Origin of the sequence: Methanosarcina sp. WWM596 (assembly GCF_000969965.1) — an archaeon.
Lineage (GTDB): Archaea > Halobacteriota > Methanosarcinia > Methanosarcinales > Methanosarcinaceae > Methanosarcina.
The window spans coordinates 1,689,727-1,713,344 of record NZ_CP009503.1; the positions used below are offsets into that span (position 1 = coordinate 1,689,727).

A 23,618-nucleotide genomic window follows, 5' to 3' on the forward strand; every position below is an offset into this window, starting at 1 on the left:
AAAACCTGAATAATTAACCTGAGAGGTTAAAACAAATAAAAAAAGGATGGTTTATGGTTGGAATTTAGTTGCCATATCCCATGCAGTATCCATGTCTGTGAGCGTATCCGGAACCGCGGGCAAACCTTCCACAGGTCTGAGTTCCTGCAGGACCATCGTATCCGGTAAACACATCACCAGTTACTGTGTCGATTCTTGCCTGCGTGTATACTCCGTCTTCATCCTCATAGGAGACAATCCACCAGCGGTTCATCTGATAGATGTTGTCTTTGGAGACGTCGGCATCAATCTCAGCTTTTGCGATGTCAAAAGCCTCATCTATGGTTTTAACTTTAAGTTCTACGGGTCCATCTGCATTGTAGTAAGGGCAAGTAGCGAAGTTGCCTGCGCCAGAGTCTGTAGATCTGGCAGCCCATCTTTGCATGAACCCGTAGCCGTGTGTTGCTCCTGTATCATCCGAAGCTACTGCACTGACAACTGCTGCTCCGAAAGTACCTATCAGCAGTATGCCCAGAAGAATTGCTGTGATTGTTTTCTTCATTTTTCCACCTTCATTTTATAGTTTTTATGGTTTGGAGATTTTTTCCCTCGTAACACATGGATTGCATATCGAATTCTTGGATACATATGTAGTATTTACACTACATATGTAGTAGATAACCATATATAAAACCTGGCTGCAACTGTCACTCATATATAAATGATTCAGCGATACTTCTCATTTAGCCATCCAACAAGCGGCGGGATCCAGCAGAGATTTGCAGCAATTGTCTCAAGGGCGGTATAGGTCTGTGTTGTCGGGCTGAAACCCATAACTCTTGCTCCAAGCAGTCCAATAGGGACAATTATGATTACAAAAAGACTTGCCAGCATGACCGGGTGGTGGACATATCTGGAAAGTCCGGCTTTCCATGACCCTTCGGCCCGCCGCAGGAAAAACATGTCTGATACGTTGGCTCCTATCTGGTCGCTCAGGGCATAGAAGTAGGGGATATAAAAACCCTCGATACTGTAGACGTCTACACCGGCAAGTCGGCTTCCCAGGTCTATTATCCAGGGAATGGCAATCCCAAAAAGTTTACCCCAGCCGTAGGCTTCTGCCATACTCCCTTCAGTCTTCCGAAGGCGCTGGCGGATGGAAAAGATCCCTTCGAAGATACTTTCTCCTTCTCCGGCAAGGGTCCTGACAAGCCACTGCCCTGCAGCGTTCCGCTGGTAACCCTGAAAATCCAGAAAAACTCCTGCAAGGAGACCTTAAACGTAGCCTGGAACTGTATATTTTATAAGTTCGGAGAATTCTTCCTTCTGTCCAGGAAATTCTTCTTTAGCAAGCTCTTCTTCAGCAAGCTCTTCTCCAGCAGGTTCTTCATATTCTTTGCCCAATATTCCTCGTCCTGAAACTGATCTGTCTCCTATTCAGAATAATTTATTCGTGTATCGTTTAAAAAAAGGTTGCAATAACCGGGAGTTGCAACAATTGATGAAAAACTTCCAAAACTATGGAGCAGAAGTTTGAAAAGAAACTGGTCTAAAATAGGCATTACCGGAAACACATATAAACTGCCCTGCCAAATAGATAGGCTGGAGACTCTATGAAAGTTCTTGAATGCAGTACCATTGATATTGCCCCTACGATTTCGAGGTTGTTGAAAATTCCGATGGTTCCACCTTCAGGGAGGGTGATTCCTGAAATAGAAGAATATGCGAAAGAGAGAGGCTGCAAAAGAGCAGTTATTATTGTAGTTGACAGCCTTGGATATTCTCTCTACTGGCACCTCTCCTCGGTAATGAAAAACCTGCATGAGCTTGCCGAAAAAGGGCTCCTGTTAAAGTGCAGGTCTCCGGCAACCATCACATCCCCTGCAATTGCATCCATCTTCACTGGCTACCTGCCCGAGGAGCATAAAATCTACTCAACAGCGGACATCTATGCTGAGACCTCAAAGAACTCTGAAAATCCAAAGCTCAAAAGCATCATGGAATGGGCTTACAGGGCGGGGATGAAAGTTGCTGCTGTGATCGAGACTGAAGGAGCCGAGAGTTTCAGGGGCAGAATAAAGGACTTTTACGGGGTTCCTAATTCCGAAGACATCCTTGATTATGACCGCCAGATAACAGAGTATGCTTTACAATCTCTCAATGAAAAGCCCGATATTCTGGCTGTACATCTTAGAGCTCTTGACCGTTACTCCCACAGGGTAGAGACCTGGAATGAAATGAAAAAAGCAGCAAAAGCCATCGATAAAAATCTTGAAGCGATATTTCGGAATGCCGAAAAAGGGACCATTTTCTTCATCTGCGGGGATCATGCTGTTCACGGTGGAAAAAAGTGGTTAAAAAATGCCACGTGCGAAGAAATCAAAAACCATGAAGAAAACTATGTTGCCCTGATTGTGGGCTGCTGCTGAGAATGCTATCCCATTCTCAGTGATATCTTTTCTCAGTAGATCTCTTTCCTCGGTAGATCTCTTTCCTCGGTAGATCTCTTTCCTCGGTAGATCTCTTTCCTCAGTAGATCTCTTTCCTCAGTAGATCTCTTTCCTCGGTAGATCTCTTTCCTCAGTAGATCTCTTTCCTCAGTAGATCTCTTTCCTCGGTAGATCTCTTTCCTCAGTAGATCTCTTTCCTCGGTAGATCTCTTTCCTCAGTAGATCTCTTTCCTCAGTAGATCTCTTTCCTCGGTAGATCTCTTTCCTCAGTAGATCTCTTTCCTCGGTAGATCTCTTTCCTCAGTAGATATCACTTTCATCTTTTTTTGCCTCTTTTCATTAAAGAAACAATGAACATTATTCCGGCAAGTCCGAGGAAGGAGGGAATCCAGGGGGTGATTCTTGTCTTCATTTCGGGCAAGGAATCCCCTACAGACTCTGGTAAGGAATCATCTACAAAATCTTCAACGTTTTTCTGAACCTTGAGAGTTTCGTTTTCCAGGGACAGTCCAGTTTCTGTAAGAATCTTTGAGTTGGTAGTGGAGATAACGGAATCTTTTATATCCTCAAGTTCCTCCTCCATGTGGACAATCCTGGCATTCCCTATACCCTTGTCTCCGCTGTCAGACTTTGATTCTGAATTTTCAGTTCCTTCTGAATCAATAATATTATTAGCATCGACAGATTCATCATCATTACAGGTGGCACATTCTGTATTATCAGAGTTACTCCCTGTGTTTAAAGAGTTTTCCGCAACATCTGAACTTCCGATACTGTCAGCAGCCTCAACATTTTCTTCGTTAGCTGGCAGGACAGTTACGACTATAGATGCTGAAGAAGTTCCATTTTCATTTATAGCTGCAAGGGAGACTGTATAACTCCCGGGACCGCAGAAAGTATGTGCAGGCTCCGGACAGCAGGATGTTTTGCCATCCCCGAAGGTCCACGTAACACAATCTGCGTTCTTGGAAATGTCAACGAATTTTATGACAAGAGGGACATGGCCGCTTGTGGTGTTATAAATGAATTGAGCTGTAGGAAGTATGGGACCGGATGGTTCGGAAGCGTTTAAAACATATATAGTTACAGATGCCGAATCACTACCGTTCTCGTTGCTGACAGTAAGAGAAACAACAAAATTTCCCTCACTGGGATAAGTATGCTGAGGATTCTGATAACTTGAGGTGTTACCATCTCCGAAATCCCACAACCACGAGGTGGCATTTTCGGAAAAATCCTTGAATCTGACAGAGAGGGGGATAGAGCCTTCTGTTACATCTGAAGTGAAATGAGCTTTGGGCAGTATCGGAGGTGTTTGAACATACTTCATTAAAGGCATGTAATCCATACTTCCGGCTTTAGGGTTGATGGGGTATGCAGCATCTCCTATACAGTCTCCGTTTTCATCCGTTCCTTCGTAATCACTCCAGTAATTACCTTTACTCTCATTCCAGACATTGAACTTATAATCCCTGGCATTTTCTGCGTTGTCGAAGTAGTTGCCGCGGATTACATTATTTGAAGAAGCCAGAAGTTTGATGCCGCAGTCCAGGTTTGAATATACCATATTGTTGTTTAACAGGTTATTGTCAGATTTGAACAGATAAATACCTGCTTCCTGGTTTGAAATTTTGTTACCATTTATTATGCAGTTTTCAGCATTGTTAAGGAAAACTCCACATCTGCCGTTAGTTATCGAAAAATCGCTGATCTTTACATTATTGGCAACAATTTCAAAAACGTAATTTCCGACTGTTTCCCCCGCAATAAATGTATCATCAGGATTTCCAGAGGCCGACTTTATGGTTAAATTATCCTTGTTAACGTAGACACTCTCTTTAAATTCTCCGGATTCTACGAGGATAATATCTCCAGAATATGCTTCATCTACTGCATTCTGGATGGATTCTCCCGGCCAAACACGAAATTCTGATGCCATTCCAGTCTCCGAGACTGAAATAAAAATTAAAATTGCCAGTAAAAAGCAGGTTCGTCTGAAGGTTTGTGTTTGTGCCATCTAAACCCCTATTATATATTCAAAAAATTACTTAATAAGTTTTTATAAGGAAAGGATATAAAATTGTTGGTTTAAAGAAATATTAGAAAAAAGAGATTAAAATTAAAATCAGTAAAAAATTAGATTGAATATATAATCAAATTGGGAAAAATAATGGCAACGAATAATATGTCCGACCTTCCGCAGAAGTCCACAAAAATGCCACTAATTTTCTCAATATGACCATGGCTTAAAAATCAACTTGCCATAATATTGAGAATATTGGATAAATCAGCAATAAATTGCCTATTTGTGTACATCTGCGGAAAGTGAGATATGTAAAAAAACCCAGTTTTTTTGGCTACAGAGTCGTATATTGACACCTATTGATGTATAGATATCTATTGATGCATATGATTGTACTGGGTTACATAGAGTTGTATATAAGTGTATTTCCCCTTTTTTTTTACATGTTTTTGCCATGGAATTGAATTGTCGAACGACCTGTTTAGCTCAGGGGTAGTTGACGAATGGTAACGATGAATGTTAACGATAGATGGTAATGTATATTTATTATAATTTTCAATGTTTCTGGAAAAACTTTTTTTCTAACAGGTTCAGGTAATCCTGGGTATAGCACAAAGGTTTTTATGTAAATATTAAAGTTAGATTTCTCAAATAAATCAAGCTGGAGAAGATTTATTATGCAGGAAAAAATAAAGGAAATTGCAGCCCGTGTCCGTGAACTGCGGGAACTGTCCGAAATTTCTGTCGAAAAAATGGCAGGGTATCTTCAGGTCTCGGCTGAGACCTATGAGAAATACGAAAACGGAACAGAGGACATTCCAGCAAGCATACTTTTTGAAATTGCACACAGGTTGCAGGTAGACATGGCTACTCTTCTGACAGGAGAAGAGCCTCGCATGAATATTTTTACAGTCACAAGGGATGGAAAAGGGGTAAGTGTTGAAAGGAGAAAACAGTACAGATATCAGAACCTGGCTGAAAAGTTTATCCACAAAAAAGCGGAGTTCTTCATTGTTATAGTCGAACCCAAATCTCAGGGAACAAAACCTGATACTAACTCCCACCCGGGACAGGAATTCAACTATGTGCTTGAGGGAAGCCTGAAAGTCTACATCCATAATAATGAAATTGTCCTTAATGAAGGAGACTCCATTTATTTTGATTCCAACTATGAACATGCCATGGAAGCCCTAGAAGGAAAACCCGCTAAGTTCTTGGCAGTTATTATGTAACTCGAATCAAATGTAAACCGGATTAATGCAGACCTGAATAATTCACGCAAAATCCGCATAAAAAATTCGAAATACAGGAAAAAAAACTCTGGGAGTTTTTGAAACTTAAATCAGCCTCCTGAAGCCTGAAGAACTATAAAATATGTAGAGAAAATCAAATAAAACGGGTGACTAAAATGACTTCCTTGCTGAGCCAATTCGTTTCCAAAACCGATTTTGAATCCTATGGGGATTTCCGGGAAAACTTCAATATCCTTGTCCCTGAAAACTTCAACTTTGCCTATGATGTGGTCGATGCCTATGCAAGAGATTCTCCTGAGAAACTTGCCATGATCTGGTGTGATGACAACGGGGAAGAGAGAAGGTTTACTTTTAAAGACCTGAAGTACTACAGCGATAAGGCTGCAAATTTCTTTGCAAAATATGGCATAGGAAAAGGCGACTATGTAATGCTGACCTTAAAGAGCCGTTACGAATTCTGGTACTGCATCCTGGCTCTCCATAAACTTGGAGCTATTGCTGTTCCTGCAACCCATATGCTGAAAACCCGGGACATCGTGTACAGAATTGAAAAAGCTGAATTAAAGATGATTGTATGCATATCAGAGAACGATGTCCCTGAACAGGTTGATGAAGCCCATTTAGAATGCGGGGATGTCCCTCTCAAAAAAGCCGTGGTGGGAGGGAAAGCCCGGGAAGGCTGGATTGATTTTAGAAAGGAACTTGAGGAAATTTCCTCGATCTTCGAACGCCCTACGGGCGAAGCTGCAACAAAGAACGAAGACATCTGCCTTGCCTACTTCTCTTCCGGGACCGCCGGTTTCCCAAAAATGGTAGAACATGACAACACCTACCCTCTGGGACATATCCTGACCGCAAAATACTGGCAGAATGTGGAGGATGACGGATTGCATTACACCGTTGCAGACAGCGGCTGGGGTAAATGTGTTTGGGGCAAGCTCTATGGGCAGTGGATAGCTGGCTGTGCGGTCTTTGTCTATGACTACGACCGGTTTGAAGCCAAAAACATGCTTGAAAAAGCCTCCAAATATGGCGTTACAACCTTTTGCGCCCCGCCCACGATCTACCGCTTCCTGATTAAAGAAGACCTCACCCATTATAACTTCAGTACTCTGCAGTATGCAGTAGTTGCAGGCGAACCTCTCAACCCTGAAGTCTTTAACCGCTTCCTTGAATTCACCGGAATTAAACTTATGGAAGGGTTCGGGCAGACCGAAACCGTTGTTTCCATTGCGACCTTCCCCTGGATGGAACCAAAACCGGGGTCTATCGGAAAGCCCAGTCCAGGGTTTAAGATTGAACTTATGGACAGGGACGGTAAGATCTGTGATGTTGGAGAAGAAGGGGAAATCGTAATCAACACAAAGGACGGAAAACCTGTCGGGCTCTTTGCCCACTATGGAAAAGATCCCGGAAGGACGGTGGAAACCTGGCACGACGGCTACTACCATACAGGAGATATGGCTTGGATGGACGAAGACGGATACCTGTGGTTTGTGGGACGGGCTGACGATATCATCAAGACATCAGGATACAAGGTCGGGCCCTTTGAAGTGGAAAGTGCCCTTATCCAGCACCCTGCTGTTCTGGAGTGTGCAATCACGGGCGTTCCCGACCCTGTCAGAGGTCAGGTCATCAAGGCAACCATTGTGCTTACAAAGGACTACACGCCGAGCGAAGCTCTTAAGAAAGAGCTGCAGAATCATGTAAAAAATGTCACGGCTCCTTATAAGTATCCCAGGATTGTAGAATTCGTCCCCGAACTTCCAAAGACCATCAGTGGAAAAATCCGCAGGATAGAAATCCGTGATCAGGATCAAAAACAATAATCACCCAAATTGCGCCTCACCCGAATTGCGCTTTGGGATCGCAGGAAATCGGAGATTTTCTGGGAGTTGCGATGTAATCGCAACAGTACGCGGTCCTTTTCGCTGTGCTCAAGAGGACTAATTTGTGGGTTATACTAATTATGGGTTATAGCTGTGCGCTTTGTTCAAGAAGACTAAATAACAAAGCTACAGTTTTTTCGTTTCCTTCCGTGAAAGCGAAGATAAAGTCCTGATTAAATCAGAAAAAGGAAAAGGAAGAAAAGAAATAAGTACCTTAAACTTTTTCTGAAAAGTTTGCTCAATGAATATATAGTTCGGATTTACTCTCAAAAATATACTGTAATTCAAGAGATACTGTAATTCAAGTGATACTATAATTCAAGAATTCGAGAACATATCAGAATTCAGAAAGCCCCTTAAAAATGATTGGCTCTCCTGTCTGCCATACAATATCGGCTGGAGAAAAACAGGGACTGGAAGAATAGCGTGAGGATTCTATATGGCAAAAACTGATATAAAAAAACCGTACCCTGTTATTAATATTCTGGAATGCAAGGCATGTGGGCGCTGCCTTCTTGCCTGCCCGAAGGACGTACTTTTCATGAGTGAGAACCTGAATGCGCGGGGTTACCACTACGTAGAGTATAAAGGAGAAGGCTGCTCAGGTTGTGCGAGCTGCTACTATACCTGCCCTGAACCCCTGGCACTGGAAATCCATATTCCCCTGAAAAAGGAGGAAGCCGAATAAGGCAGGATAAGGAGGAAGAAAGATGGCAACACAACTCATTAAAGGCAACTCTGCAGTAATCGTCGGCGCACTCTACGCTGGCTGTGATTGTTTCTTTGGATACCCTATAACTCCGGCAAGTGAGATACTGCACGATGCTTCCAGTTACTTCCCGAAAATTGGCAGGAAATTTGTTCAGGCCGAATCTGAAGAAGCCGCAATTAACATGGTTTTCGGAGGAGCATCAGCCGGACACAGGGTCATGACATCCTCATCAGGGCCTGGAATCAGCCTGATGCAGGAGGGAGTTTCTTACCTTGCAGGTGCAGAATTGCCCTGTGTACTCGTGGATGTTATGCGGGCAGGACCGGGGCTTGGGAACATCGGGCCTGAGCAGGCAGACTATAATCAGGTCGTAAAAGGTGGAGGGCACGGAAATTATAGGACCATTGTGCTTGCTCCCAATTCTGTGCAGGAAATGTGCGACTTTACTATGAAAGCCTTTGAGCTGGCTTTCAAGTATAGGAATCCTGCAGTCGTGCTTGCTGACGGAGTGCTCGGGCAGATGATCGAGTCCCTGGAGTTCCCAAAAAAAGCTCTTTCCCCGAAAATCGATGCCAACTGGGCAGTCAACGGAACGGCAGAAACCAGACCTAACCTGATAACCTCAATCTTCCTGGACTTCAATGAACTCGGGCAGTTCAATGAGAAGTTGCAGGCAAAGTACGAGGTTATAATGCAGAATGAGGTTGACTACGAGGAATACATGACCGAGGACGCCTCAATTGTGCTTGTCTCTTACGGTATAAGCAGCAGGATCTGCAGGTCAGCCGTAGATCTTGCCAGGCAGGCAGGAATAAAAGTAGGGCTTTTCAGACCCAAAACTCTTTTCCCGTTCCCGGAGGCGCAGTTGAAAGCCCTTGCAGATAAGGGATGTTCCTTCATCTCTGTGGAGATGAGCAACGGGCAGATGATAGACGATATCAGGCTTGCTATTAGATGTTCACAGCCCGTGGAACTGGTAAATCGCATGGGAGGAAACCTGATTACCCTTGACCAGATTATGGACAAAATCAGAAAGGTTGCAGGGGAGGCATGAAAATGGCAGCAGAAATTATTAACGGAGAAAAAGTTATCGGAAGGCCAAAAGCCCTGTACGCGGAATACCCTCGCAAAGGGGGTGCAGCTCCAACAGCCACCCACTATTGCCCTGGTTGCGGACACGGGGTTTTGCACAAGCTCATCGCTGAAGCGATTGATGATCTCGGAATCCAGGACAGGACAGTTATGATCAGTCCTGTGGGCTGTGCAGTCTTTGCCTATTATTACTTTGATGTAGGTAATATTCAGGTTGCACACGGCCGTGCCCCTGCAGTAGGGACAGGTGTTTCAAGGGCTGAAGAAAATGCTGTGGTTATCTCTTATCAGGGCGACGGAGATCTTGCTTCAATTGGCCTGAACGAGACTCTGCAGGCAGCAAACAGGGGCGAAAAGCTTGCAGTCTTTTTCGTAAATAACACCGTATATGGCATGACAGGCGGGCAGATGGCTCCTACGACCCTTATAGGGGAAAAGACCACCACCACCCCCCAAGGCCGTGACCCTCGTTTTGCAGGCTACCCGCTGCACATGTGTGAACTCTTATCCAACCTGAAAGCCCCGGTATTCATTGAAAGGGTTTCGGTCTCGGACATCTCTCATATCAGGAAAGCCAGAAAGGCTATCAGGAAAGCTATGGAGATCCAGCGCGACGGCAAAGGCTATGCTTTTGTGGAAGTCCTTGCAGCCTGCCCGACAAATTTGAGGATGGATGCCAAACAGGCTATAGCATTCATCAATGAAGAAATGGAAAAGGAATTCCCACTTAAGAACTTCAGAGATAACTCCACAGAAGCCGAAATCCTCCACAGGGGCGTAAGCGACTTCACAACGGAATCCCTGGAAAAACTTTACGGGATTGAAGCCGGAGCCGGGGAAAAACCCATCAGAGCAGACTTTGCTCCGATCCAGACGAAGATTGCGGGTTTCGGTGGTCAGGGAGTTCTGAGTATGGGGCTTATCCTTGCACAGGCTGGAGTCAAGGCAAACCTTAACGCCTCCTGGTTCCCTTCCTATGGTCCGGAACAGCGTGGGGGAACCTCAAACTGTTCGGTCGTGATCTCAGGCCAGGCAATAGGTTCTCCTACGGTCTACACCCCAGACATCCTTATAGCCATGAACCGCCCCTCCCTTGAGAAATTTGAAGGGGCAGTAAAAGAAGGAGGCTTTATTCTCTACGATTCGACCATAGGTGAAGCTGAGACTCCTGCAGGCGTAAAAGTCGTTTCAGTCCCGGCAACCGAAAAAGCCAAGGAAGCAGGCGATGAAAGAGCTGCAAACTCCTTTATGATTGGAGTCCTTCTGGGTCTGAACGCAACAGGTCTTGAAGAAGAAGCCTTCAAAGAAGCTCTTGCCGAGAACTTTGCAGGTAAACCAAAGGTTATTGCATTCAACCAGCAGGTGTTCGAGGCCGGGGCAGAGTGGGCAAGAGAAAATGTTAAGGTATAAAGGTAAATATTTCAAAAGGTAAATATTTCAAAAGGTAAATATTTCAAAGGCAAAAAATTTCAGCAACAAGCAGGCGGAGAAATAAGTTAAATCCGTCTGTAATCTTCTTGCCGGTAATGAGGCAAAAGGAAACATAAAAATAGTTGAAAAAAGTCGTAATTTATGTAGAACGGCAAAATCCAACTCATCACCTCTCCAGCTTTATTTTGCCGTTCTTTATATCACCTTCTGTGATATGATGCTCTGTGTCTGTGATATGATGCTCTGTGATATGCTTTTTTGACTTCTCGTAGTAGGGTAGAAGCTCAACAGGAGCTTAGCTGAAATAAAGGACTGTTAGCAAAAGAACTGTTAGCAAAAGAACTGTTAGCAAAAGGACTGTTAGCAAAAGGACTGTTACCAAAAGGACTTCTAACAGCCGGTAAGCATACTAATTAAAGAAAATCAGAGATTTAGGAACGGTCATAAGGTTTATTTAAAATAAAGACATTGTAAAAAATAGTACGTCATAGTGAAAATTAATTTGCAAGTAAATACAATTTAAGAATTGTGTTTAGAATTAATTGTTATTTTAAAAGTAGATGGTAGGGGTCGAGTCCCTATTCTCGAGGTCCCTACCTGCGATCCAACCCTAGATTGAGAGGAAACCCTATTACTCTCAATCTACTATATTTTATAACGATCCGGTAATATATATCATAACCGATCCAAAAAACCTTTTTTAATTCTAATTTTCAAATTGGCTATACGTTTTCGTTGCAATTGAACTTTTAATGCCATTGAAAATTTCAATGCAATTATAATCCAACTATAAACCAGAATTGTTGGAACAATCATAAGGCTTATTTAAGCCGAAGACATTATGAAAAAGAGACAAATATTTTAAAAAATAATTAGTGAGTAATTATTTTATGTGAAACAGTTGTCAGCTAAATTCAATTACTGTTAAAAGATGATTATTTGTTCAGAAGTAGTTGGTAGGGGCCGAGTCCCTATTCTCGAGATCCCTACCTGCGATCCAACCTTAGATTGAGAAGAAACCCTTTAACACTCAATCTACATTTATTTTATAATCATGTAGACATATATATTATAACCGCTCAAAAAAATCAGCCACTTTATATTTTTTTGATATCATTAAAAATTACTATGATGAACAAATTTTTAATATCCTTAAAATAAGGTGAAACTCTCCTGTTTAACTCTAAGGCGGGATAGTTCACTGCTTTTAAAACGCTCACGATCTTGATACCGTTCTCCATTAGAAGTGTGATACATATACACAGAAAGTAAGATCATATCGAAAATAAATCTAAAAGGGTAGTTCAGAACCTTATACAGTCTAAACGTGAAGTCTCCACCTCTCTGTTTCCATAAGAAATGAGATACACATATAAAATCAGTTTTTTCTTTTTCGTTAATTGTGAAATGAATACCTTCGTTTTAGTTTTCCCGGTATGGAAGGCCTTTCACTTTAAAGTTGGGTGATTGATCGACTGATCTTTCGTCCAGGCTTTTTCATAACTACAAAAGATATGGCTCTTCGCTGTTTTGAGTGGGTAACTTCTATTCATCCCTAAATGTTGAAGTAGAATATCTAAAATTTAGAAACATTTGTTGTTGAAAATCACATTCAAATTTGATGTTTTTTTTGGCCTGACTACTTTCCAACTAAACAATTATTTTCAACTCATCCAAAATAGCGAAGAGCCATAAAAATAACGTGCTAAACTGTATGGGAAAATTTAAGTACTTGGCTGGGTATAACTTACTAAAAAATTACTATATGTTACCTAGGAGATTATATGCTGGAAATATTGTTCCTTAAACTGAAAAATACATTAATAAACAATTCCAGAATATTTATTGTTGTATTAGGGATGGCAATAATATTATCCAGCTCTTGTGTTTATGAAACATATACACAAGATGTGCACGAAGAACAAGAAAAATTGATTTCTTCCTATACACAACACGGAAAATATACATATACAGCCCCTGTAACAGAGATAAATCCACTCTATTCTAAAGGAACCAGACTTGAAATGGGAAAACCAATGTATTTTTTTGCCGTGTCTCCTACTCTTGATGTTTCATTTGCATACAACCTAAATGCTACAGATTCGACCAATCTTCGAGTAGAATGTGAAACTGTTGTTGTTGCAACCAGTAGGGAGAACTCAGGAGAAAGTCAAAAAATAGTATGGGAAAAGGAGTTTCCCGTGGAAGAGATGGGATATGTTAACATTGGAAATAAAGATGTACTTATCCATGAATTTTCCCTTAATGTGTCGGAAATTCAGTCAAAGGTAACAAAAATACAGGACCAGATAAAATATTCATCAGATACAACTATTGAAATTGTTACTCATGTTAATTATAAGGGAGAAATAAACGGAGAAGAAATTAACAATACAACAGATTTTGCTTTACCCTTGGTGATCAATTCTGCATATTATAAGATGCCTGAAAAACTGGAATTTAACGAAAGTACTGATACATATAAAAAATTTCAGGTTAAAAAAGAGCCTTCCGTATCAGCAATTAAACTGCCTCTTTCCTTATTTCTGCTTAGCACAATTCTAATAGGGGCACTTATTCCATGCACAAAAATGACTAAAGTTGATCCCGAATTAATTAAAAAATTAGAAAAAGAACAAAAATATTTACCTTTTATAAAATTTATTAGCAAAGGCAAAGTTCCAGATAACTGGGATTCTCTTATGCAAGTTGAGATATATTCACTCCAGGACCTTGTGGATGCTGCTGTTGATATGAATGAACGTGTAGTCAATGATATTGAATCTGGTGCGTATTTCATAATTCATGATAATGTACTATATATTTTCTTTGATATATCTTTAAAAGAAAGTGAAAATGAAAACTGACGAGAGCCAAGAATAGTTATTGGAGGAAATGAAACTATAGATCAATTCCCAAACTGAAATTTATAAGTTATATTTTTGTCATTCTTAAATGATATTCTTTTGTTTAATATATCACTTTAACTATATATTTGTATAAAAACCAGAAACCGATGAATTGAAGTATCCTCTTCAAATTCTAGGGAGAATTTTACAACCAGGAAAATATGCAATATTTTTGTCATATATTTCGAAATATGGATTGATCTCAATTACTATTAAAGAAGCAAATTAAGACGAGAACTTATCTCCATTCTAAAATTATGGGTATAAGCGCAAGAAGGGCATAATGATGGAAAACAAAAGAATGATTTTGAGTGTATTCATCATCGGTGTAATTTTAGTTATAGTAGGTGTTGAAACAGGGGCATATTTCAGCGATACAGAAATAAGCAAAGATAATAAATTTACCGCAAAAGTTCTGGATATTAATATCAGTCGCAGTTTCAACTTTGATAATGTTCCTCCGGGTCTTGCCAAAAAAGAATCAATATTAATTCACAATAATCCAGATTCTATGGAATCGAATGACGTCTATTTGGAAGTTATCGTTACTAACCGTGAAATTAGTGACGATACAGATGCTGAGCGAGACTCTGAAATTCTGCTTGGGATAACTAATGAAGCTGGAACTAACAGAGGGGAGACTGAAATCAGTAAGTGGATTCAAGTAACTAAAATGAGATATAATAATACTAACATCCTCAATCTTTACACTGATCTTAACGGAAATGACTACGTTGATCTCGATGATCTTAATCAAATTGGTCGAGTTAAAGTCAATGGTAATAATAAATTATCTCCTGATGAAGTTGTTTATATTAATATGACTCTCTTATTCGATCCTGATTCTGGAAATGAACTTCAGGGAGACAGAGCTATAGTAGATGAAGTTATCACAGCTATGTGAATTATTAAAAACATGCCTAATTTATTTTGTTACAGTTACAAAGTCTTTAGTTTCGTGGAATATAAACGTCAACTTTTATATATTTTCAATTGTTGATTTTGCTAAATTATTTTTTGTATTAAGTTAATTTTATAGTAGATTCTGTCACCTCAACCCAAAATGCGAAAATCAAGCTGAGGGAGTTGGATAATAGGATATCGCATACCTGAAGGGATCGGAAAATTAAGCCGGAGAAAACCGGAAGCTTTTAGATTCTGTTTTAAAATTCAAACCGTTTCTACATTTGGATAGTGGTCATTGCTGACTTTAAATTAGACTCTAAATTTATTACATCAGGCTTACTCGTTCGATATATGAAAGCAAATACATGTTCGATATATGAAAGCAAATACATTATACATCATTGTTAAAATTTACACTTTAGACATTTAATAGTTTTATGACATTGTTTTTCAGTTCAAATGGTAATTACTGTTACTATTGTAGAATTAAATTTAATTTTAAGACACTCTCTTAGGTAATTTAATTTGAAATTAAATACCAATCGATACCATTTTTCATTTTTTTTATTAGAGCCTGAAAAACAGATTTATTCCCCCAGATCAATAAAAATTTATTGACAAATTATAAATATTATGGAAGTGTTTTAATAACTGTTTGAAGTGTTTTAGTAATTGTTAAGTGTGCATAGCTTAACAGATGTAAAAACTATGGGGGGTCGGATAAGCACCCCATATATTCCAACAATCGCCATGGTATGAGAAAAAACACTTTAATCTCAATTCCTTCCTTTCTACAACTTTTATAAACAAACACTTTGAGCTTGGAATATTAATAAAAATAATATTTTAATAAATATGAGGAGTATAAACAAATGTTAAACAAAAAAATGCTTTTGAGCGTGCTTATCATTGGCCTGGTCAGTGTTATAACAGGCTCTTCGACATGGGCATATTTCCAGGATACAGAGCGAAGTGATGATAATACTTTTACTGCAGGAACTCTTGACCTTAATTTAACTAATGCTCAATTTACACTTAGTAACAAAGAACCTGGGGATTCCGGCACAGAAACTCAGACAATCCGAAATAATGGATCTCTTGCTGGAGAACTGGATGTCACGTTTTCCGAAATCACAAATACGGAAAGTACAGGAAGTACTGAGTATGAGCAGGATGGTACTCCTGGAGAACTCGGAGCAGAAGCAGAGATGTTAGTATTTATCGACGTAGATGGCTCAGGAACACTTACTGAAAATGACATTGTACTGAGATCAGATGAAACTGTTGTTACAGCACCTGCCTCCCCAGTTGAAGGAAATTATTTCGCTAAAGTAAACTTGTATGGTTCAAATGATTTTGATCAGGCCATAGTATCAATGGATCCTAATGTTCAACGCGATATTATTTTCAAGTGGAGAATTCCAACTGAGGCTGGTAACACGATTCAGGGAGACAGTGTTAGCTTTGATGTTTCGTTCACTCTTGAACAGGCTGACATGGATTATTAAGACGAATAAATAATAATAACAAATATAGAACTTACGCACTTGAACTAGAAAATCATGTGCATGCGGCCTCGTCAACATTATTTAAATTTATACAGTTAAGTATTTCTTGCTCGTGGTATTTAATTCAACTGCTTAAGTCCTAAAATAGTGGGTTTAACCCACTATTTAAATTTAATTACTAGGTAAAAACATTCAAAATATCGTATTACAATTACTTAATTAAACATAGAGGATCTGTCTTGCCAAAGAGCTTTCTTAGATGCAATATAAATTGTAATCTAAATTTTTAAATAAAGTCTGAAGGATAATTTCATAATCCAGATTGTGATTTTGGAGATCCGTTGTTTTGTGTGGGTATTATCATAAAAACCAACGTGATCTTGAGTTAAAAATCATCTTATCCATAGATTATGACGAAAAGCCAAAATTTTAATACTCATTTATGGTACAAACTGTTTCAAAATAATCTGAACACAAGAGATAGACTTTATGTAATTCTGCTGATCATTTTGATAGTCTCTATTATCGACACCATGATTCCAATTGGCTCGCTTTATTTTATAACTGTAACGGGTACAAGCATGGAACCTATGATAACTTCAGATGATATTATTGTTATTAGTTCCAGGGAGACTTCCATTGAATTGGGGACCATCGTAGCATACTATTACCATTTTGAGGATAGCTCCTCTCCATCCATAATCACACACAGAGTAATAAATTTTGCACCTGAAGGTTTAGAACAAAAGGAGATGCATGCGCAAATGCGGACAATTACATTGTGGCAGCTGAAGACGTAATCGGAGTTATGCGCTTTAAAATTCTTTATTTCGGCACTCTTATACATTTTGCCAATACCTTAACAGGACTTTTTATATTTGTTATTGCACCAGCTACTTTCCTGATAATTCAAGAGATAAGGAATTTAATGGGAAATGGGGAGAAATAGGGATGAAGGCTACAAATAAATTCATACTTTTTTGCTTATTGCTTAGTTCCTTTTTATCACTAAATTATATATGTGTCAGCGACGACATCAGCACTTTAGCATATTATTCTGATATTGAATCCTGTGCCGGAAACACAATTATCGCTGGGGTATGGAATTCTAGTCTTTCTTCTGCTGAAAGTAAAGCGATCAACGAAATTGACTTCTTTAACGCTAATGAATCTTTTAATAATAGTGGCTTCTCTGCTAATAGTGAAGCTGACTTGCTTGAATTATTAAATAGCGTCCTTGTGATCCCTTCTGATAAAGAAAAGCAATCTTACTGGAAACTTGACATAAAGGGAACTTCGAATCTAACTATTGATGTAATTCATGTATGTTGGAATAGTTCTCAGATTAATAACAGCAATCTGACAAAGATAACAATAAAAGAAAGCGAATTTTTTAACGGCAGCAAATCGTCAGGAGAACTTATTGATGGCACTAACTATTCTTTTCATTCCAACAGCATGGTAAATCTCAAATCATATTTTGATAGTGATGTTTCATATCTTATTCCATTAACTATCAATATAACTATGGGAGACGGGTCTGTAAAAAATTACACATCAATATAACTAGAAAAAACTGGGCTGTAGAACTTTTATACCGGATATTTAATTATCCCTGCCTTTGATCTATATTGAAGTTTCAGTCAAGAATAGTAGATAAGCTGGTATAAATATATGGAAAAAAAAGAAAGTCTTTGGATAGCGATTGTATTTGTAATTGCGATATTCCTTATCAATGCTTTAATTCCACTCTTAACAGGATCAGAAAAGGCTATGGTAGTGTTAAGTGGAAGTATGACGCCGATAATGCTAGCTGGAGATATGATAGTTGTAAAGTCTGTCAATCCGGACGAACTTACAGTTGGAGATGTCATAGCTTTCCGGGATCCTGGTGGCAAAGATACATTTGTAACACACAGAATTATCAAAATAGAAGTAAAAGATGAAAAACGAATTTTTAGGACAAAAGGGGATGCAAACGAGGAAGAGGATTTCTTTAAAGTCCCAGATTCTGATGTGGTTGGGAAATTAATTTTCGTCATTCCTTTTGCAGGATATTTGCCTGTGGCTTCAAAGAATAAAACAGTTTTTTTACTCGCAGTGATACTTCCTGCAATCATCATACTAGGGGATGAAATCAGGACAATGATAGAATATTCAAATCCGGTTCGTGCCCATAAAATTGAATACGATAAGAAAAAAGATTCCAGACGTGTATATTTTATGATTAAGGGGAAACGGCTAATGGCAATCGTTTTGGTAAGTGGCTTAGTATTTTCAGGAATTGCCACTATTAATTTAGGGGAAACCGGATCTATGTTTCTTCAGGGAGACAATAAGGTAGATAATTCGGGCTTTCTTCCTTCTGTATGCGTGCTTCTGCCGGAAGATTCCAAGAATAGATTTGCTATTGAACCATGGTACGCAGTGATTCCTCCGAATTGTGAAATTCAGGTTATTGCTCCTAAAAACATGCATGTAATGATAAGCTCAGCACCTTATATTCTGCCGGTCTTCTGGATAATATCGCTAGCTGAAATAAATCCTTATCTACCTATGGTTACCGAGATTGTACTTTATACCTCAATTTTTACGTTATTTATGCTTCCCCTGTGGTATCGAAAAATAATACTCGGAAGAAAGGTTAAAAGAATGAGATTTAATCGCTTGCTGATGCTGTCGAAAAGAACTCTTAATTTGAGACTTTTTACTGTTTTGCACGATTTAGAGAGAAAAATCTAAAGACCAGAAAATAATAAAAAGTCTCAAAATTTAGGAATTTAGGGACGGTCATAAGGTTTATTGAAATTAAAAACATTGTATAAAAGAGTGGGTGTTACTGAAAATTAATTTGGAAGGAAATATTGCTTGAGAATTTTGTTTAATATTAATTATTAGTTTAGAAGTCGACAAGTCGATGGTAGGGGTCGGGTCCCTATTTTCGAGATCCTTATCTGCGATCCAACCCCGAATTGAGAGGAAACCCTATTACTCTAGATCTACGATATTTATAAAGGCCCGGTGATCTATATCATCATCGACCCAATAAACTTTTTTAAATTCTAATTTTCAAATTGACCATACATTTTCGTTGCAATTAAACTTTCAATTGTGTTGAAAATTATTATATAAATACAATAAAAAAAGTAAGGGCGTCTGCCCTTTAGATAATGTAGGCTTTGAGAGATGGAAAGCCGTTAAAATTCACGGAACAGTAACTCTGGGTGTAGGCTCCGGTTGTGAAGATATATACACGGTTGCCTTCTCTCATAGTATGGGGGAATGAATACTTATGGTGCTCATAGAGGATGTCCATGCTGTCGCAGGTAGGACCTGCAAGGATGACCTCTTCTGCACATCCTTTTTTATCACATAAAATGGGATATTTGATGCATTCGTCAAGGGTCTCAATAAGGCCGCCGAACTTTCCGATATCAAGATAAACCCATTTGTACTGGTTGAACCTGGCCTTTCGGGATATCATAATGACTTCACTTACGATTATCCCGGCATCGGCAACCAGAGAACGCCCTGGCTCGATAAGGATTTCGGGGAGCTCTTCTCCGAAGTCATCATGCAAAAAGCGGCGGATTTCCATGGCATAAGTCTCAAGGTCGTTGGCCTGAGACTGGTATTTTGCGGGGAAGCCTCCACCGAGATTGATCATTTTAAGCTTAATTCCTTTTTCGGCCACTGCTTCAAAAAGGTATTTGCACTTGGAGATTGCATTGTCCCACTGTCCTATATCTCTTTGCTGGGAACCAACATGGAACGAAAGTCCGTAAGGTTCAAGCCCAAGCTTTTCGGCTTTCATAATCAGTTTGTATATCAGGTCAGGATGCGAGCCGAATTTTCTCGAAAGTGGCCAGTCCGCGCCATCACTTTCTGTAAGGATCCTGAAAAAAACTCTTGAACCGGGAGCTTTTCGGGATAACTTTTTCAAATCACTTTCTGAATCAGTAACAAAGAGCCTTATTCCTTTCTCATAGGCATAACCTATGTCCTTTTCTTTCTTGATCGTGTTTCCATAACTTATCCTCTCAGGCTCTACCCCGAGCTGTAGCAACTGATCAAGTTCGTAAACCGTTGCAACATCAAAGTTGGAACCTTTGTTCTTCAGAGCAAGCACTACTTTATCCATAGGATTGGCCTTTACAGCATAGTGAATTTTTGCAAAAGGCATGTGCTCTACAAGTTTATCATAACTTTGCTCTATTCTCTGAAGATCAATGATCAGAAATGGTGTTTCTTTATCCCGGGAGAACTTTTTAATTTTGTTAAAATCTTCTCTTGGACTGAAATCTTCCAGTGGGAACTCATAAGGCTCTTTTCTCATATCTACTCCCTTTTTATCCGAAATTATTTGTAAGCGGAACTGAAGCTTCATCTTGGTCTGAGTAATAAATCTATTTAGTTATCTCAAATCTGTTTAATTATATTCATACTGTTCTGTGTGTAAATTTTTAGTATATTACAGATCTATTCCATTTTAGAGATTTATAATTAATAATAGAGATAATCCCTGCAATTCCATTTTAGAGATTTATAATTAATAATAGAGATAATCCCTGCAATAAAACGAACTAAATAGGGTTTTATGTATATAAAACTAATTCTTGCTGAATATTAAGAACCAAAAAGAACTAAAATCAAAAAAAATTTGCTATAAATAGTCCTTTATTTAAAAAGAGCTTAATTAAGCTTTTTTAATCAATTAAAACCATCTAAATTCTTTTTTAGCTTATTAAAAGCATTCTGGCCCCATTTCTATTTATAAAACATTCCAGAAAAATTGGTGTATTCCGAAAATATGCAGGTACCGTTTAAACCTGAAAAAGGAACTTAAATGGATAAATAAGATAAAAAATGGTTTTTAGAACGAATAAATGGATATTAAGGCTTTTTTAAGTCCTTTTCTTGATAAATAATTCTTAATTTTGATTTATTTAATTAGCTCAAATACCTCTATCAGATTCAACTGTAAAAATAATATTTATGTCTTTGTGAAATTAACCACAAGAAAACTATAATGAGAAACAAATCAAACAGCCGGAATTTCAAGACTTTTTTCTGGTTTTGAGAAGCACTATCAGTATACTGATTCCTACAAGAACAAGCCCGTAAATTATGATTTCTGCATTTAACTGAGAAAAGAGAAATAAAGAAGAAAGAGCACCAAGAGAAGGAAGCAGGGGAAAGCGGCCTATACTAAAAGGAACTTTAAAAGGACGTTGTCTTTCAGGGTCAGAATAACGGAGTTTTATAAGGGAAAGATTGACCATAAAAAAGACAATAAAAATCATAAAGTTCGAAATATTTGCTACGGTTGCAATGTCTCTGAATAAGACAAACAAAATCGAGAGGGCGGCAACTCCGAAAATGGCGGCCCATGGAGTCTGGTAACGACTGTGTATCCTTGAGAAGCTTCCGGGAAGCGATCCTGCCCGTGCCATGCCGTAAACAATCCTTGACCCCCCTAGCATTACCACAAGCACGGTATTCATTGTAGAAAAAAGGGCGATCCAGGAAAGAAGAACAAAAGCTTTATCCCCAAGAGCAACAGCTGCAACGTCAGCAAGTGGAACGTCTGAATGTCCAAGAACCTGAAAATCAAGCACGCTTACAGCAGATACTGCCACACAAATATAGATGAGAACTGTGAAGGAGATAGCAATAAGCAAAGCTCTGGGGGTGGTTTTCTCTGCATCTTTTGTTTCCTGGGACAATCTCACAATATCTTCAAAACCCAGAAATGCAAAAAAAATCAAAGCAGAAGCCTCAAAGACTCCTGAGAGGTTCGGAGACTCAAAGTAATTTACCGTACCAAGATAAGGGATTCCCACGTAGATAATTATTAAAAGTCCTGAAAGTTCTATCAAAGTTATGATACCAGCGAGTCGCGCAGATTCCTTGATACCATAAACCATGATGAGGCTCAGGACAATAAACAGGCCTACTGCTCCTAGTAAACTTCCGCCCCCGAAAAGGTTGCTGAAATACCTTCCAAAACCGAGGGCAACCGCAGAGCTGGTTAGTATCACAAAATAGACAACGAGCAGTCCCACAAACAGCCCCATACGTTCTCCAAAAGCTCTCTTTGCAAACTCATATTCTGCCCCTGCACGGGGGTACATGGAAGAGAGCTCCATGTAGCTGAGGGCAGAAAGTGAGGCAGCAACTCCTGCAAACAGAAAGGAAAACCAGACCATATTCCCTGCAAGCCCCGCAGCTTTTCCCATAAGCACATAGATCCCGGCTCCGAGAATGTTGCCAATTCCTACCAGAGTAATTTCCAGTAAACTCAGTTCCTTTTTTAGTTCAGATTTTCCTTCCATAAGAAGCCCTCTGAATCTGAAACTTGAAATTCAAGCTTGAAGATCATCTTAAAAATGAACCTCATACCTGCTGAAAAGGTAGGTTTTGGAAAAGACCAGAACCAGACCTATTAAGCGTATTTTAAAAGCACAAAAGTTAATAATGTTAAGCCCGCAAATATAAGAATGAAAGTTGAAAGGCCAAGTTCGCTTATTCGCTCCATAGACCTTGATTATCCTACAAACAGGGTAATTGTGATAATTACCCTGCTTTTCCTCTTTGGAATAACAGGCCTTCAACTTGTTATAGGGAAAGATATTTCTTCTGCTTTGTATTTAGGCTTAAGGGCAGGAACATCTGTATTTTTAACCTGGGCGTTTGCGAGGGAACTGGATCCGGACAATGAACTCTCTGCTTTTTTTGCAGCGTTTTTGGGTTGTGCAGGCTTTCTGTTTTTTCCTTCTCCTTTTTTGCTTGCTCTCTTCTTGGAACTCCTGCTCATTCGTATAGTTAACAGAAGTACCGGGAGGTCTTCAAAAACTTTCGATTCTCTTGCGGTACTTCTGCTTTCGGGCTGGATTTCACTGCAAGGAAACTGGATTTTTGGCTTATTTACTGCACTGGCATTTTTTCTGGACGCTTTCCTTCCTGCACCCAATCGTCAAAACCGTATCTTCGGAGTAGCAGCCTTTACATCAGTACTTTTTTTCTTACCGTCCGCAGGACAGGAGAGCACTTATCTGGATATGCAATCAGTCTTATTCTTGTTTTCAGCAGCTATCCTTTTTATTCCCATTGTCCTTAGATCCCGAAAAATAAAATCCGGAGGAGACATGACAGGAAGTCCTTTAAATCCTCTTCGAGTGCAGGCAGCTCAACTGACAGCTCTGCTAAGTGCAGGCTTGTTAACAGCTCTAAGAGGATGGGCAGGAGCCGAAAGCCTCATGCCTTTGTGGGGAGCAATTTTAGGCGTTTCCCTTTATGGATTACTTACACATACTACTGAAAAGATCACATAAGGCTTCTCAGTCAGATTAACCGCATAAGTCATATAGAGTAGTACTGACGTGGAGTACTGACGTGGTGTAGCCTGACGCGGAGGGCCTGATATGTATGCCTGAGAGGATTCCTCCTGCAGACCTCTTCCTCCT

At 39.5% G+C, this 23,618-nt stretch carries 19 protein-coding genes; 13 read left to right on the forward strand and 6 right to left on the reverse strand.

The window, feature by feature from the left end:
• Positions 1-64 precede the first annotated feature (64 nt).
• From MSWHS_RS07470 to MSWHS_RS21955, 3 genes are all read right to left on the reverse strand, one after another.
• Positions 65-541, reverse strand: a complete 477-nt coding sequence (locus MSWHS_RS07470) for a hypothetical protein (protein WP_048127282.1) — start codon at positions 539-541, stop codon at positions 65-67.
• A gap of 164 nt (positions 542-705) precedes the next feature.
• The gene (locus MSWHS_RS21340; RefSeq protein ID WP_231585636.1) at positions 706-1,104 is read right to left on the reverse strand and encodes a hypothetical protein; all 399 of its coding nucleotides are present in this window, start codon (positions 1,102-1,104) and stop codon (positions 706-708) included.
• Between the two features lie 150 nt (positions 1,105-1,254).
• Positions 1,255-1,383 (reverse strand): hypothetical protein, encoded by a 129-nt coding sequence (locus MSWHS_RS21955; RefSeq protein WP_255350492.1) that lies wholly within the window; start codon positions 1,381-1,383, stop codon positions 1,255-1,257.
• A gap of 209 nt (positions 1,384-1,592) precedes the next feature.
• On the opposite strand from MSWHS_RS21955, the gene MSWHS_RS07480 reads away from it, so the two are divergent.
• Positions 1,593-2,408 (forward strand): alkaline phosphatase family protein, encoded by an 816-nt coding sequence (locus MSWHS_RS07480; protein WP_048127284.1) that lies wholly within the window; start codon positions 1,593-1,595, stop codon positions 2,406-2,408.
• A 337-nt stretch (positions 2,409-2,745) separates the two neighbouring features.
• On the opposite strand, the gene MSWHS_RS07485 is transcribed toward MSWHS_RS07480, so the two are convergent.
• A complete protein-coding gene (locus MSWHS_RS07485) occupies positions 2,746-4,368 on the reverse strand; it encodes a PKD domain-containing protein (RefSeq protein ID WP_231585637.1) in 1,623 nt (540 codons plus the stop codon).
• 761 nt (positions 4,369-5,129) lie between these two features.
• Here MSWHS_RS07485 and MSWHS_RS07490 point away from each other — a divergent pair.
• From MSWHS_RS07490 to MSWHS_RS07540, 11 genes are all read left to right on the forward strand, one after another.
• On the forward strand, positions 5,130-5,684 hold the full coding sequence (locus MSWHS_RS07490) for a helix-turn-helix domain-containing protein (RefSeq protein WP_048127290.1): 555 nt from the start codon (positions 5,130-5,132) through the stop codon (positions 5,682-5,684).
• Between the two features lie 176 nt (positions 5,685-5,860).
• Positions 5,861-7,534, forward strand: a complete 1,674-nt coding sequence (locus MSWHS_RS07495; protein ID WP_048127293.1) for an AMP-binding protein — start codon at positions 5,861-5,863, stop codon at positions 7,532-7,534.
• A gap of 499 nt (positions 7,535-8,033) precedes the next feature.
• Positions 8,034-8,282 (forward strand): ferredoxin family protein, encoded by a 249-nt coding sequence (locus tag MSWHS_RS07500; RefSeq protein ID WP_048127294.1) that lies wholly within the window; start codon positions 8,034-8,036, stop codon positions 8,280-8,282.
• 22 nt (positions 8,283-8,304) lie between these two features.
• Positions 8,305-9,360, forward strand: coding sequence for a 3-methyl-2-oxobutanoate dehydrogenase subunit VorB (locus MSWHS_RS07505; protein ID WP_048127296.1), 1,056 nt, complete (start codon positions 8,305-8,307; stop codon positions 9,358-9,360).
• A gap of 2 nt (positions 9,361-9,362) precedes the next feature.
• Positions 9,363-10,808, forward strand: coding sequence for a 2-oxoacid:acceptor oxidoreductase family protein (locus tag MSWHS_RS07510; RefSeq protein ID WP_048130282.1), 1,446 nt, complete (start codon positions 9,363-9,365; stop codon positions 10,806-10,808).
• Between the two features lie 1,805 nt (positions 10,809-12,613).
• Positions 12,614-13,696, forward strand: a complete 1,083-nt coding sequence (locus MSWHS_RS07515; RefSeq protein WP_048127297.1) for a DUF5305 family protein — start codon at positions 12,614-12,616, stop codon at positions 13,694-13,696.
• Between the two features lie 325 nt (positions 13,697-14,021).
• Positions 14,022-14,642, forward strand: a complete 621-nt coding sequence (locus MSWHS_RS07520; RefSeq protein ID WP_048127299.1) for a hypothetical protein — start codon at positions 14,022-14,024, stop codon at positions 14,640-14,642.
• 874 nt (positions 14,643-15,516) lie between these two features.
• The gene (locus MSWHS_RS07525) at positions 15,517-16,152 is read left to right on the forward strand and encodes a TasA family protein (RefSeq protein WP_048127300.1); all 636 of its coding nucleotides are present in this window, start codon (positions 15,517-15,519) and stop codon (positions 16,150-16,152) included.
• 533 nt (positions 16,153-16,685) lie between these two features.
• Positions 16,686-16,952 (forward strand): S24 family peptidase, encoded by a 267-nt coding sequence (locus MSWHS_RS22265; protein ID WP_369798584.1) that lies wholly within the window; start codon positions 16,686-16,688, stop codon positions 16,950-16,952.
• A 151-nt stretch (positions 16,953-17,103) separates the two neighbouring features.
• A complete protein-coding gene (locus tag MSWHS_RS07535; protein WP_048127303.1) occupies positions 17,104-17,718 on the forward strand; it encodes a hypothetical protein in 615 nt (204 codons plus the stop codon).
• 108 nt (positions 17,719-17,826) lie between these two features.
• Positions 17,827-18,894, forward strand: coding sequence for a signal peptidase I (locus MSWHS_RS07540; RefSeq protein WP_048127304.1), 1,068 nt, complete (start codon positions 17,827-17,829; stop codon positions 18,892-18,894).
• Positions 18,895-19,315: 421 nt separating this feature from the next.
• Here MSWHS_RS07540 and MSWHS_RS07545 read toward each other — a convergent pair whose 3' ends face one another.
• Positions 19,316-20,488 (reverse strand): type III PLP-dependent enzyme, encoded by a 1,173-nt coding sequence (locus MSWHS_RS07545; RefSeq protein WP_048127305.1) that lies wholly within the window; start codon positions 20,486-20,488, stop codon positions 19,316-19,318.
• A gap of 721 nt (positions 20,489-21,209) precedes the next feature.
• On the reverse strand, positions 21,210-22,487 hold the full coding sequence (locus MSWHS_RS07550) for an APC family permease (protein WP_048127306.1): 1,278 nt from the start codon (positions 22,485-22,487) through the stop codon (positions 21,210-21,212).
• A 165-nt stretch (positions 22,488-22,652) separates the two neighbouring features.
• Here MSWHS_RS07550 and MSWHS_RS07555 point away from each other — a divergent pair, with 165 nt between their 5' ends.
• Positions 22,653-23,486 carry a hypothetical protein gene (locus MSWHS_RS07555; RefSeq protein WP_048127307.1) on the forward strand — a complete coding sequence of 278 codons (834 nt, stop codon included), beginning with the start codon at positions 22,653-22,655 and terminating at the stop codon, positions 23,484-23,486.
• The last annotated feature ends 132 nt before the right edge of the window (positions 23,487-23,618 follow it).

Coding starts and splice junctions, on each gene's coding strand:
- MSWHS_RS07525 (WP_048127300.1), top strand. CDS start 15,517: ATGTTAAACAAAAAAATGCTTTTGAGCGTGCTTATCATTGGCCTGGTC.
- MSWHS_RS07555 (WP_048127307.1), top strand. CDS start 22,653: ATGAAAGTTGAAAGGCCAAGTTCGCTTATTCGCTCCATAGACCTTGAT.
- MSWHS_RS07500 (WP_048127294.1), top strand. CDS start 8,034: ATGGCAAAAACTGATATAAAAAAACCGTACCCTGTTATTAATATTCTG.
- MSWHS_RS07540 (WP_048127304.1), top strand. CDS start 17,827: ATGGAAAAAAAAGAAAGTCTTTGGATAGCGATTGTATTTGTAATTGCG.
- MSWHS_RS07470 (WP_048127282.1), bottom strand. CDS start 541: ATGAAGAAAACAATCACAGCAATTCTTCTGGGCATACTGCTGATAGGT.
- MSWHS_RS22265 (WP_369798584.1), top strand. CDS start 16,686: ATGATTCCAATTGGCTCGCTTTATTTTATAACTGTAACGGGTACAAGC.
- MSWHS_RS21340 (WP_231585636.1), bottom strand. CDS start 1,104: ATGGCAGAAGCCTACGGCTGGGGTAAACTTTTTGGGATTGCCATTCCC.
- MSWHS_RS07515 (WP_048127297.1), top strand. CDS start 12,614: ATGCTGGAAATATTGTTCCTTAAACTGAAAAATACATTAATAAACAAT.
- MSWHS_RS07505 (WP_048127296.1), top strand. CDS start 8,305: ATGGCAACACAACTCATTAAAGGCAACTCTGCAGTAATCGTCGGCGCA.
- MSWHS_RS07490 (WP_048127290.1), top strand. CDS start 5,130: ATGCAGGAAAAAATAAAGGAAATTGCAGCCCGTGTCCGTGAACTGCGG.
- MSWHS_RS07485 (WP_231585637.1), bottom strand. CDS start 4,368: ATGGCATCAGAATTTCGTGTTTGGCCGGGAGAATCCATCCAGAATGCA.
- MSWHS_RS07520 (WP_048127299.1), top strand. CDS start 14,022: ATGATGGAAAACAAAAGAATGATTTTGAGTGTATTCATCATCGGTGTA.
- MSWHS_RS07480 (WP_048127284.1), top strand. CDS start 1,593: ATGAAAGTTCTTGAATGCAGTACCATTGATATTGCCCCTACGATTTCG.
- MSWHS_RS07550 (WP_048127306.1), bottom strand. CDS start 22,487: ATGGAAGGAAAATCTGAACTAAAAAAGGAACTGAGTTTACTGGAAATT.
- MSWHS_RS07495 (WP_048127293.1), top strand. CDS start 5,861: ATGACTTCCTTGCTGAGCCAATTCGTTTCCAAAACCGATTTTGAATCC.
- MSWHS_RS07535 (WP_048127303.1), top strand. CDS start 17,104: ATGAAGGCTACAAATAAATTCATACTTTTTTGCTTATTGCTTAGTTCC.
- MSWHS_RS07545 (WP_048127305.1), bottom strand. CDS start 20,488: ATGAGAAAAGAGCCTTATGAGTTCCCACTGGAAGATTTCAGTCCAAGA.
- MSWHS_RS07510 (WP_048130282.1), top strand. CDS start 9,363: ATGGCAGCAGAAATTATTAACGGAGAAAAAGTTATCGGAAGGCCAAAA.